The 11,434-nt window shown below is 71.4% G+C and carries 11 protein-coding genes and 1 pseudogene; 9 read left to right on the top strand and 3 right to left on the bottom strand.

Annotation, left to right across the window (positions count from 1 at the left end; translation table 11 throughout):
• The first annotated feature begins 126 nt into the window (after positions 1 to 126).
• The 5 genes from mtnA to ACFV1J_RS10615 all read left to right on the top strand — a co-directional run bounded on the left by mtnA (position 127) and on the right by ACFV1J_RS10615 (position 5,589).
• Positions 127 to 1,842, top strand: a complete 1,716-nt coding sequence (gene mtnA / locus ACFV1J_RS10635; protein ID WP_385856927.1) for an S-methyl-5-thioribose-1-phosphate isomerase — start codon at positions 127 to 129, stop codon at positions 1,840 to 1,842.
• Positions 1,839 to 2,429 (top strand): acireductone dioxygenase, encoded by a 591-nt coding sequence (locus tag ACFV1J_RS10630; protein WP_385856926.1) that lies wholly within the window; start codon positions 1,839 to 1,841, stop codon positions 2,427 to 2,429. Before mtnA ends, ACFV1J_RS10630 begins: the two co-directional genes overlap by 4 nt.
• A complete protein-coding gene (gene mtnC / locus ACFV1J_RS10625; RefSeq protein WP_385856925.1) occupies positions 2,426 to 3,190 on the top strand; it encodes an acireductone synthase in 765 nt (254 codons plus the stop codon). Before ACFV1J_RS10630 ends, mtnC begins: the two co-directional genes overlap by 4 nt.
• Positions 3,191 to 3,224: 34 nt before the next feature.
• Complete coding sequence (locus ACFV1J_RS10620; protein ID WP_385856924.1) at positions 3,225 to 4,070, top strand: S-methyl-5'-thioadenosine phosphorylase; 846 nt, start codon at positions 3,225 to 3,227, stop codon at positions 4,068 to 4,070.
• Between the two features lie 289 nt (positions 4,071 to 4,359).
• On the top strand, positions 4,360 to 5,589 hold the full coding sequence (locus ACFV1J_RS10615; RefSeq protein ID WP_385856922.1) for a PP2C family protein-serine/threonine phosphatase: 1,230 nt from the start codon (positions 4,360 to 4,362) through the stop codon (positions 5,587 to 5,589).
• 158 nt (positions 5,590 to 5,747) lie between these two features.
• Here the strand turns inward: ACFV1J_RS10615 and ACFV1J_RS10610 are convergent, their stop codons facing one another.
• On the bottom strand, positions 5,748 to 6,140 hold the full coding sequence (locus ACFV1J_RS10610; RefSeq protein WP_385856921.1) for a cupin domain-containing protein: 393 nt from the start codon (positions 6,138 to 6,140) through the stop codon (positions 5,748 to 5,750).
• Between the two features lie 372 nt (positions 6,141 to 6,512).
• Here ACFV1J_RS10610 and ACFV1J_RS10605 point away from each other — a divergent pair, with 372 nt between their 5' ends.
• Together ACFV1J_RS10605 and ACFV1J_RS10600 are read left to right on the top strand one after the other, a co-directional pair.
• On the top strand, positions 6,513 to 6,938 hold the full coding sequence (locus tag ACFV1J_RS10605; protein ID WP_385856963.1) for a MarR family winged helix-turn-helix transcriptional regulator: 426 nt from the start codon (positions 6,513 to 6,515) through the stop codon (positions 6,936 to 6,938).
• 226 nt (positions 6,939 to 7,164) lie between these two features.
• Positions 7,165 to 7,596 carry a hypothetical protein gene (locus ACFV1J_RS10600; RefSeq protein WP_385856920.1) on the top strand — a complete coding sequence of 144 codons (432 nt, stop codon included), beginning with the start codon at positions 7,165 to 7,167 and terminating at the stop codon, positions 7,594 to 7,596.
• Positions 7,597 to 7,820: 224 nt separating this feature from the next.
• On the opposite strand, the gene ACFV1J_RS10595 is transcribed toward ACFV1J_RS10600, so the two are convergent.
• Positions 7,821 to 8,375 (bottom strand): hypothetical protein, encoded by a 555-nt coding sequence (locus ACFV1J_RS10595; protein WP_385856919.1) that lies wholly within the window; start codon positions 8,373 to 8,375, stop codon positions 7,821 to 7,823.
• Between the two features lie 134 nt (positions 8,376 to 8,509).
• Positions 8,510 to 9,022 carry a hypothetical protein gene (locus ACFV1J_RS10590; protein WP_385856918.1) on the bottom strand — a complete coding sequence of 171 codons (513 nt, stop codon included), beginning with the start codon at positions 9,020 to 9,022 and terminating at the stop codon, positions 8,510 to 8,512.
• 954 nt (positions 9,023 to 9,976) lie between these two features.
• Here ACFV1J_RS10590 and ACFV1J_RS10585 point away from each other — a divergent pair.
• A pseudogene (locus ACFV1J_RS10585) lies at positions 9,977 to 10,515 on the top strand (PTS transporter subunit IIC).
• A 446-nt stretch (positions 10,516 to 10,961) separates the two neighbouring features.
• On the top strand, positions 10,962 to 11,414 hold the full coding sequence (locus tag ACFV1J_RS10580; RefSeq protein ID WP_385856917.1) for a MarR family winged helix-turn-helix transcriptional regulator: 453 nt from the start codon (positions 10,962 to 10,964) through the stop codon (positions 11,412 to 11,414).
• Positions 11,415 to 11,434: the final 20 nt, after the last annotated feature.

Genomic DNA, 11,434 nt, shown 5'->3' with positions numbered 1-11,434 from the left:
CATGTCCCGCCGCCGACGCCCCCCGGAGACCGGACCGCCGCAACGCCCCGGCAATACTGCCGCCATGCGCCCCAACTACCGTTTCCCCCAAGCGAATCCGGCCCGCACGGAGGCGGTGACAGGCCCGTGAACGCACACCAGCCCTCCCTGTACTGGGAAGACGGCGCCATCGTCACCATCGACCAGCGCGTCCTGCCGCACACCCACCGGCAACTACGGCTGCGCACCGTCGACGAGACCATCGAGGCCATCACCACCCTCGCCGTCCGCGGCGCGCCGGCCATCGGCCTGGCCGGCGCCCTCGGCGTGGCCCTCTCCACACAGCGGCACCGCCACCCCGACGGCACCCTGGACGCACCGGCCGTACGCGCCGACGCCCGGCGCCTGGCGGCCGCCCGCCCCACCGCCGTCAACCTCGAATGGGCCGTCCACCGGGTCCTCGCCCGGCTCGACGACGGCCACCAGGCCGTCCTCGACGAGGGCCTGGCCATGCTGCGGGAGGACGCCGAGGTGAACGGCGCGATGGTCCGCCGCGCCGCGGACCTCCTCGGCGACCTGCTCCCGGACCGGCCGCTGCGGCTGCTCACCCACTGCAACACCGGTCGGCTGGCCACCACCGCGGTCGGCACCGCCCTCGGCGTGATCCTCGAACTCGCCGCCCGCGGCCGGGTCGCCGAGGTCCTCGTCGACGAGACCCGCCCGCTGCTCCAGGGCGCCCGGCTCACCGCCTGGGAACTGCGCGAGGCCGGCGTGCCGCACCGGGTGTGCGTCGACTCCGCGGCCGCCGCCGCGATCGCCGCCGGCCTGGTCGACTGCGTCCTGGTCGGCGCCGACCGGATAGCCGTCAACGGCGACGTCGCCAACAAGATAGGGACCTACGGCCTCGCGGTCGCCGCGGACCGCAGCCAGGTGCCGTTCCTCGTCATCGCCCCCGAATCCACCCGCGACCCGGCACTGGCCACCGGCGCCGGCATCACCATCGAGGAACGCGCCGCCGCCGAGGTCGTCGAGTTCGCCGGCACGCCGGTCGCCCCGTCCGGCACCGCCGTCTTCAACCCGGCCTTCGACGTCACCCCCGGCGAACTGATCACCGCCATCGTCTCCGAGAGCCGGGTGCAGCGCCCCCGCGAGGCATCCGCACCCCCTCCCGGCGCCGACCTCCCCGACGACGGGCAACTCGCCGCCGAGGTCGCCGCCATGTCCCAGGCGCTGTACGCACGGGACTGGATGCCCGGCACCTCCGGCAACATCTCGGTCCGCTCCGCCACCGACCCCAAGACCGCACTGATCACCGCCAGCGGCCGGGACAAGGGCGAACTGACGGCCCGTGACCTGGTCGCCGTGCACGCCGAGAGCGCCGACCCGCTCGCCTCCGACGGCCCCCGGCCGTCCGCCGAGACCGCCATCCACGCGGCCGTCTACCGCACCACCGACGCCCGGGCCGTGATCCACGTGCACGCCCCCTACGCCACCGCGGTGGCCGGCCGCTGGGCCCGCGAGACCGCCGCCCCCGGCACCGGCCCGGACCCGCTCCCGCTCCGCGCCTTCGAACTCCTCAAGGGCCTCGGCCTCGCCGACCCGTCGGCCACCGAAGTGCCCGTCTTCCCCAACCACGCGGATGTCGGGAGGATAGCCACCGAGGTGGCGGACCACCTCCAGGACCGGCCGGCGGCACCGCCCGCGCTGCTCATCGCCGACCACGGCATCACCGTCTGGGGCCGCGACCTGGCCCAGGCGCGCAACCGGCTGGAGTGCCTGGAGGCGATCTGCCGGCTCGTCCTGCTCGACGACGGCAACTGGCCGGCCCGGCCCGCCCCGACACCGGAAGGAAACCCCGCATGACGCTCCTTCAGCTGATGCCGGACGACGCACCGGAAACCGTGCTGCTGCGCACCACCGACACCACGGTGATCGCCACCACCCTCGCCGGCCACGGCGTCGAACTCCGCCACTGGCCGGTCCGCGGCACGGTCACGCCGCAGGACGACAGCGACGAGATTCTGGGGCGCTACCGCGCGGAGGTCGACGAACTCAGCGCCCGCGAGGGCTTCCGCCTCATCGACGTGGCACGGCTGCACCCCAGCGACGACCCCGCCTGGGCCGAACAGGCCGCCAAGGCCCGCACCACCTTCCTGGAGGAACACCGCCACGCCGAGAACGAGGTCCGCTTCTTCGCCCACGGCCGGGGCTGCTTCTACCTCCACCTCGACGGCAAGGTCTTCGCCACGGTCTGCGAGGCCGGCGACCTGCTCTCCGTACCGGCCGGCACCCGCCACTGGTTCGACATGGGCACCCGCCCGGATTTCACCGCCATCCGCTTCTTCGAGGAGGAGGACGGCTGGGTCGGCGACTTCACCGGCGACCCGCTCGCCCGCACCTTCCCCACCCTCGACGCCCTCGTCGGCACCACCGAACCGGCGGCCCCGTGACCGACCGTCCCGCCCCCGGCACCCCGCCCCGCACCCCGGCCGGCGCGCCCATCAGTGCCGTCGTCCTCGACATCGAGGGCACCACCGGCTCGGCCGACCACGTCCACACCGTGCTCTTCCCGTACGCCCGCAAGCGGATCGCCGGCTGGCTCGCCGCCCACCGCGGCGAGCCCCGCTGGACCGAGATCCTCGACGGCGTCCGCGCGGCGACCGGCACCCCCGACCTCGACGAGGCGGGCGCGGCCGAAGCCCTGCACGCCTGGGCCGACGCCGACGTCAAGGCCGCCCCGCTCAAGTCCCTGCAGGGCGAGATCTGGGCGGCCGGCTACGCCGACGGCACCCTGTACGGCCACGTCTACGACGACGTCCCCGACGCGCTCACCCGCTGGCGGACGGCCGGCATCGCCCGCCACATCTACTCCTCCGGGTCGGTGGCCGCCCAGCGCAACTGGTTCGCGCACAGCAACCACGGCGACCTGACCGGCCTGATCGACGGATACTTCGACCTGACCACCGCCGGACCCAAACGGGAAGCGGACTCGTACCGCACCATCAGCCGCACCCTGGCCGTACCGCCCGGACGGACGCTCTTCCTCAGCGACATCCGCGAGGAACTGGACGCCGCTGCCGCGGCCGGCTGGCGGACCGCGGCGGTCCGCCGCCCGGACGACCCCCGCGGCCGGTCCGTCGAAGGCCACCCCGTCCACGGCGACCTGACCGGGCTGCACCTCCCGCCCGCTCCGCCGCCCCCGGCCGCCTGAGCCACCTTCCGGCCCACCCACCGAGACAGGACACATGACCACCACCGCCACCCCCGCCGGAGCCGCGACCGGCCCCGCCACCCCCGCCGCCGAACTCGCCGTCATCGGCGGCAGCGGCTTCTACGAACTCCTCGCCGACGCCGAACGGATCACCGTCGACACCCCCTACGGCGAACCGTCCGACGCGATCACCGTCAGCGAGATCGGCGGCCGCCGCGTCGCCTTCCTGCCCCGCCACGGCCACGGCCACGCCGTACCCCCGCACCGCATCAACTACCGCGCCAACCTGTGGGCGCTGCGCTCCCTGGGCGTCCGCCAGATCCTCGCCCCGTGCGCGGTCGGCTCGCTCCGCCCCGAACTGGGCCCCGGCACCGTCGTCGTCCCCGACCAGCTCGTGGACCGGACGAGCGGCCGCGCCCAGACCTACTACGAGCGGGGCGCGGTCCACGTCTCGTTCGCCGACCCGTACTGCGCGCACGGCCGGGAAGCGGTCCTGGAGGCGGCCGCCGCCACCGGCACCGAGGCCACCGACGGCGGCACCATGGTCGTCATCCAGGGACCCCGCTTCTCCACCCGCGCCGAGTCCCAGTGGTACGCCGCGGCCGGCTGGTCCCTGGTCAACATGACCGGCCACCCCGAAGCGGTCCTCGCCCGCGAACTCGCCCTCTGCTACACCGCCGTGGCCCTGGTGACCGACCACGACGCGGGCATCGACGCCCACCAGAGCGTCTCCCAGGAAGAGGTCTTCAAGGTCTTCGCCCAGAACACCGAGCGGCTGCGCGCCCTCATCCTGGAAACCCTCGACCGCCTCCCCAAGGAACGCACCTGCGGCTGCCCGGACACCCTCGCCGGCCTGGAGCTGCCGATCGAACTGCCCTGAGGGGCAGGTGGGTGACGGCCCTGTCCCACAGCCCCGTCCTGTCCCACAGCCCCGTCCTGTCCCACAGCGCTCTCCTGTCCGACAGCGCTCTCCGAGAAGTACAGCGCTCTCCGAGAGGTCCTGTCCCAGGTGCTGTCCCAGGTCTTGTCCCAGAGTCCTGTCCGACATACATCCATGGATGACATGCCGCAGGTGGCGTAATGGCCGGGCGGGGTCGTCCGGGCACGCGAGGCTGAAGGGCCCTGATCACGGTCGCAGGACCGTGATCACGGTCGTGTCAGGAGCCGTGGTGGACAGGTCGGGGATGGACGGTTCGGGGCCGGACGGGTCGCCCCGCCCGGTCATGGAACGGAACCGCGGCGCTCGCCGGCCGGGCCGCGGCCACCCGGCACCCGGGCGCGCGGGGGTCGTGGAGAACAGCGGCTTCGAGGTCCCCCGCCCGCCGGCCTGGATGCGCTGGCTGCCGGCCGCCTACGTCGCGCTGGTCCTGCTGCTCGAAACCGTCACCCCCACGGAATGGGCGGTCAGCTTCCTGCTCATCGCCCTCCCCGTCGTCGCCGCCTACACCCTCGGCCCCCTCAGCGTCGCCGCCTTCACCGCCTTCACCCTCGCACTGGAAGGCGTGATCGCCGGCACCCCCTGCTGCACCGGCCACAACATCCACCAACTCTGGGAGAACCACCACGTCGCCGCCTACATCGCCACCGCCCTCGTCGGCATCCTCGGCGTCGCGCTGGCCGCCCACCGCCGGCGCCAGGAGCGCCACCTGGTCCGCGCCCACTCGGTCGCCGAGGCCCTGATGCGCACCCTGCTCCGGCCGGTCCCGCACCAGGTCGGGCACGTGCTCGCGGCCGGCCTCTACCGCTCCGGCGAGGTCGGCACCATGGTCGGCGGCGACCTCTACGACATCCGCGCCACCAAAACCTGCGAACGCGCCATCATCGGCGACGTCCGCGGCAAGGGCCTGAAGGCCGTACGCACCGTCGCCGACATCCTCGGCAGCTTCCGCGAGGCCGCCTACGACCAGGGCGACCTGCTCAGCGTCGCGGCCCGGATGGAACGCCGACTGGTCCGCGAGGCCGCCGAACTGCGCGACGACGAACTCTTCGTCACCGCCGTCCTGATCGAGTACGACGCGGTGGCCGGCGAGGTGACGATCGTCAACCACGGCCACATCGAACCGGTGCTGATCTCCGACGGCGAGGTGACCCCCCTCCTAGGACCCCCCGCCCTCCCGCTCGGCCTGGGCACCCTCGCCGACGTGACGCCCACCGCCTACACCCACCCCTTCGCCCCCGGCGACGTCCTGCTCCTCTGCACCGACGGCCTGATCGAGGCCCGCGACCACGACGGCGCCTTCTACCCCCTCCTCGACCGGCTCCACCACCACTTCACCGGCCGGCCCGCCCCCGGCCCGGCCGACGTCGTCGACTTCCTCAACACCGACCTGCCCCGCCACACCCGCGTCTTCCAGGACGACGTAGCCATCCTCGCCATCGCCCCGCAGCCCACGCCGTAACGGCCAAAAAGCTCGCCAACACCCCCCGGCCTCTTCCTCCGACGCTCCCTGCCCCGCGGCGGTACGGGGCCCGTCCTGGCCACCTCCGGCAATGGCCGTCAGCGTCTCCCGCCGTTTCCCAGGGCCTCCCGCCGCCTCCCGCCGTCTCCCGCGGTCCATCACTCCGCCCACGGCAACGCCCGGCTCTCCTCATCTCCCGGCACCGAGGCGCGCCCCGAGGCGGACATGGCCACCAGAGCCTCGGCCGGCTCCCCGCCCGTACGGAATTGCCGCAGCACGCCGGCGGGAACCACCAGGGTCTGCCCCGCAGCCACCGTCTCGGTGCGCCCACCGGCCGTCACCTCGATCGACCCGACGGTCAGCATCCACACCTGCTCCCGGTCGATCACATGCTCCGGCCCGGCACTCCCAGGCTCCATCCGCACCTGCCAGGTACTCAGTTCAGCACTGCCCCGGCTCGGCGCAGCAAGCCCGGTCATGACGGCCGCGGGCGTGGCGGTGACATCTCCGGCCGACGGCGTAATGACACAAGCGAACGAGTTCGCATCCATGAAATCCCCTCAGAGCAACCGACAACTCGCGGAAACGACAAGGCGAGGACAAGCAATGACAAGCGAGGCCAAGCGAGGGTCGGGGTGAGTAAAGCTGCTTTACTCACCCTCCCGAGGGGAAAGTAAAGCAGCTTGACTCGCCTGTGTCACCATGACTCCGTGCCCCGCAACCACAAACCCACCCACCCCACCCCCCGCCCCGACGACACCAACGACCGCCCCGACGACGCGACATCCCACAACTCCACGTCACACCACGCCGCGTCACACCACCCCGCCTCCCGCAACGAGCCGAACCGCAACGCCCCGCCCGAGAGCGCAGGGCCCATCAACGACCAACTCCCCACCATCGAGCTGACCTTCCTCCTCGGTATGGCCTTCCAGCTCCTCCTCGGCGAATTCACCCGCCGGGTTGCCGACGCCGGCTATCCAGACCTCCGCCCCGTCCACGGCATGGCCTTCCAGGTCCTCCGCGGAGACGGCGCCACCAGCAGCGAACTCGCTGAACGGCTGGGCGTCACCAAGCAGGCCGCCGGCCAGATCGTCGACGACCTCGAAGAACGCGGCTACGTACGCCGGCAACCCCACCCGGCCGGCGGCCGACGCAAACTGGTCGTCCTCACCGAAGCGGCACACCAGCACCTGGCCGTGGCCGGCCGCATCCTCCACGACGTAGAAGCCGAAGCCGCCCGCGCAACCGGCCGCCAAGACCTCACCGTCGTACGCGCCGAACTCGCCGACCTCATCCGCGCCTTGCATCCCAACGACTCCCTGCCACCCCTCCGCCCGGTGTGGTGACCACGCACGCCACCGGGCGCCGCGGCGTCCACGGCATGACGGCTCCCACGAGGGGCGGGAGGGGCATCCTTGCCGACGCCTCCGATGACGCCCCCCGACGACGCGCCCGGGTGCCCCCCGACGACGGCCCCCACGGCAACCCCGACCACACCCCCACTGTCGGTGCCGACCCGTACGCTGCACCTTTGATCGAACAGTTCGACTTCGGGGGGGAATCGCCTCAGACATGGGTGGCAACGCGTGGTGGCAGACAGGCCCGTATCAGCATGATCTGGCGACGGCATTCCGACAGGCGCAAGCGGCGGAACTGGAGCAGAGCGACCATGGTTTCGAGGGCAGGGCGGGCAGGACCATAGAGGAACTGTGGACGGACCCCCACTGGCACGAGTACATCTTCACCGGCGGCACCGGCTCCGTGCTGGACTTCCCCTTCATGATCGACGCCGCTGATACCGACGACGGCCCTTTTATGCGGCCACTCACCGACCATGAGGTGCGTGCCTGGGCTCCCAGTGGTCAGCCCACCCACGCCGAGTGGGTCGACGCCCTCAGTTGCGAGCGTCTGCCCTACCCCAGACGTGGCCGTGGGAACTGCACGGTGCTCTACCGCAACGGCCGGCCAACGGAGATCGGCTACTGGGGCGTCACCGCAGATTAGCGGAGCAATGCCCCCTCAGTTCCCGCGTGCTACCCGGTTCCCCGGGTGTAGTTCCAGCTCCGTCCTTGCGCACCAGCCCCGTCCGTTGCGCTCCGGCTCCGTCCGTTGCGCCCCGGCTCCACCGGTGCGATCCGGCTCCGCCCGCTGCGCTCCCGGTCCACCGGTGTGATCCGCCTCCGTCCATCGCGGTCCGGTCCACCGGCGTGATCCGCTCGCGCCACGGACTACGCGTCCCCTCCCCAAGCCTCCGTCCTCTGGTGCGCGTTGCGGGCCATGTCCACGAAGTTCTCCAGCGCCGCCCAGAACGGTCTGTAGGCGGCATCGAACGCATCACGTCTGTCGCCCTCACCGGCCAGCTCCTGCTTGACCGCCGCGTAGAACGGGCCGGTCGCCTTCTGGAGCGACAGCGCCGCGGCTGCGGCGGACGGCGGGCCCTCCAGCTCGACGACACGCGCACAGCGACGGATCTTGAGGTACTCCGCCACCTCCCTGTCATGCAGTTCAGCCAGCGTCGCCGTCCGGTCATCGGAGCCGGGCAGCCGCAGCGCCGCCGATATCTCCCAGAACAACTCGCCCATGCGATGGGTCTGTTCGATCAGCTCCAGGTACGCGGTGCGCCGGCTCTCACGCAGCCGCTCGGCGCGTTGCGAGCGCGCGGCGATCTCCGCCTGGATCCGCGCCGCCTGCGCGCTGCCACGACTGGTGACCCAACTGGCCAGCACCGCCGTGCCACCGGTTACCGCCGCGATTGCCAGAGTCCACAAGCTGCTGTCGCCCACCCGGCGCACAATACCCAGGTGCTCTCGCAGCCCGGCGGCCGCCCGACGCCCTGTTCCGAGCCCCGGTCGCCACACCGTCACCTGGTAACCAGGCCCACGCCCGGCCGGCCATCACGCCGGTATCGAACCAGCCCTTACGACGGGAACTCGCCTGGCGGCACCTCACTCGTGGTCGCATTGCCGCCGATCACCTTGTTCAAGGTGAACGTCAGCACCGTGTACTGCGTCCCACCGGAAACCTGGACGGTCCGGAAATTCGCCTTGTCGTCGAACTTCTCGAAGCTGCACTCTCTCGTGAACGAACTCTTCCGGCTGTTCCAGTCCTCCCCGGTGGTGAAGTACACCGTGTAGGAACCGCTGTTGACGCTACGTATGGTGGTGTCGGACCCCTTACGTATGTAGACCGAGAAGGCCGTCCGCGTACCTCTGGTCAACGTCACCACCGCATCGCCGCTCGTGCCGTTCCTGACCGTCAGCCGGCCCAGCCCGCCCCGGCTGCTGTCGCGTATGAACGCTCCATTGGCCAGCCGCCGGTGTTGCGCCTTTTCCGTACGCGGCAGCCGCAGCGTGGCGTCGTACCCCAGGCTCGTGAGTGCACGGCCGGCCTCTCGCACGCTCTTCGGGCTCTCCGCCGTGCCGAGCGTCACGCGTGGCGAGTCGGCACACCGGCCTCCACTTCCGTGTGCGCTCCTGAGGTCCTGGCTCAAGGCGCGTAGTGAAGTGGCGAGTTGGCTGTTGCCCGTGGTGGCGTTGTCCGGCGTCCGGGCGGTCTCGAGGGCGTCCGCGGCGGCTTCGGCCCTGCTGGCCGCCGAGTCCAGCGCCCGGTTCAGCGCCCCTCCTTCCCGTGCCTGGTCAACCGCGTGCAGGGCGCTGTTGAGCGGTTCAAGGGCGTTGGTGAGGGCGTGCCGGTAGGACTCCGGATCGACGGTCGGAGTGGGGGAGGAGCTGGGCGACGATGCCGCTTCGGCCGCCGATGAACCACCGGACCCGCTTGCCCCACTCGATCCACCGGCCTCACTTGCCCCGTCCGACGAACACGCCGACAGCGGGAGTGAGAGAGCGAGCACCGCCGCTCCGAGAACGACGCCCCGGCGCAGCCGCGCCCGTGCCTCCGACCTGCTCCGCAATGACGGCGTACGCCGCACCCACATATACCTGGTCATGATCCCCCCTGATCCCCCGATTCCCCCGGTTTCCCGGTAGCCCGGGACCCCCAATTCCGCTTGCATCCCTCTGCATTGCTCGTACAGCTCTATTACTCGTGCAGCTCTATCGCTCGTTATCCCTGGACCTCTATCGGTGGTCCAGAGTCCCGTCCCCCAAATCCCTAGAGACCTCAGAGACCTCAGGGGCCCCAGAGGCCCTGCTTCGGTCCGATTCCCCCCAACTCTCTCCAGTCCCCCCGGATCCCCTGGATCACCGAACTTCCGGCAACTGCCGAAAAGGACCGGATCCAGAACAAAGGCTTCTCCGACCGCAGTTGGCTGTCAAGGTTGCTCGTCCGGGCTGTGGATAACTTCGTCAAGGCGGGCTAGGCCACGGCCTTTCGAGGCGTTCGCGGCCGACGCGGCAGCCCGGCCGCCAACCTCGGCAACTACGTCATGCACTCCGCCATGCACTCCGTCATGCAGGGCCCCCAGTTCGGCATCGCGGTCGCGGTGATCCTGTTCGGGGTGCGCACGATCCTGGCCGAGCTGGCCCCCGCCTTCAGGGCATCGCCGGCCGGCTCGTGCCCGGCGCGGTGCCGGCGCTCGACGTACCCATCGTCTTCCCGTACGCGCAGAACACCGTGCTCATCGGCTTCCTCGCCAGCTTCGTCGGCGGCCTGGTCGGCCTCAGCGTGCTCACCTGGACGTTCCGTTCGGCGTTCGGCCTCGCGCTTGTTCTGCCGGGACTCGTACCGCACTTCTTCACGGGTGGCGCGGCCGGCGTCTACGGCAACTCCACCGGTGGGCGGCGCGAGGCGGTCGTCGGCGCCTTCCTCAACGGCCTCTTGATCACCTTCCTGCCCGCGTTGCTACTCAAGGTGCTGCTCAAGGGGGTGGGCGAGTTCGGCGAGGAGAACACGACTATCGGCGACGCCGACTTCGGGGTGGTTCGGCACCTTGATCGGCAACGCGGCGAAGGCGGGCGTCACTGAGGGCGTCGGGCTGATGCTGGTGATCGGCGTCGTGCCGCTGGGTGCCGCTGATCCTCTTCCGGTTCCGGAAGCGCGTCGTGGATACCGGCTGGGAACGCGGGCGCCGCTCGTGACGCCCTCCTGCCGCCCGTGGCGTCACCCGGGCAGATCTCCCCGGAGCCGTCCGGCACGGCCAGAGCGGCAGCGGCGGCCCACCCCTACGCAAAGATCGCCCCGCCCGCAGGCGCACCGACTCCGCCCCCGCCCCATCCCTCCCCCCTCCTCATCCCCCTCCTCATCCCCGTCCTCGGAGGCCGGCTGAACGGACACGTGCATGAACGGACACGTGCAGGTTGAAGGGCCCCTGGCAGACTGAACGGCTACCGCGGGCCGTTTTCACCGGGCCGCCGCCGCACCCCAGCCACGCGGAACCTCCGCTAGCTCGCACTCAGAGCTAAAATTGAGGCATGGCCATGGGGGAGTTCCCCGATTCGCTCGCCGACGTGCTGGCCGGTGTCCAACGGCTGATCCGGCGCCGCCTGCGGGCCGGCCTCACCGCGCCCCCGCTGCGCGGCGCCGAGGTGGAACTCCTGCGTCTGGTCGTGGCCCGCCCCGGCATCCGCGTCTCGGACGCCGCGAGGGAGCTCTACCTCGCCGGCAACTCGGTCTCGACCCTCGTCAACCGGCTCAGCCGGACCGGCTATCTACGCCGTGAGACCTCGCCGAACGACCGCCGCTCGGCACTGCTGTTCCCCACCCCCGCCGCCTGCGCGCGGCTAAGGGACTGGGAAGTCCGCCGCAGCGCTCTCGTACGCGAACAGGTGTCACGGCTCTCCGAGGCCGACCAGGCCGCGCTGGCCGCGGCCCTCCCGGCACTGCGCAGACTCGCCCACAACCTGCACGAGGAGGCGGAGGGCTGATGACTCCCGATGCAATCCCC

Source organism: Streptomyces sp. NPDC059649, from assembly GCF_042734445.1.
Lineage (GTDB): Bacteria > Actinomycetota > Actinomycetes > Streptomycetales > Streptomycetaceae > Streptomyces.
Note: the sequence above shows the minus strand (reverse complement) of the source record. Positions and strands in the feature narration are given on the sequence as shown.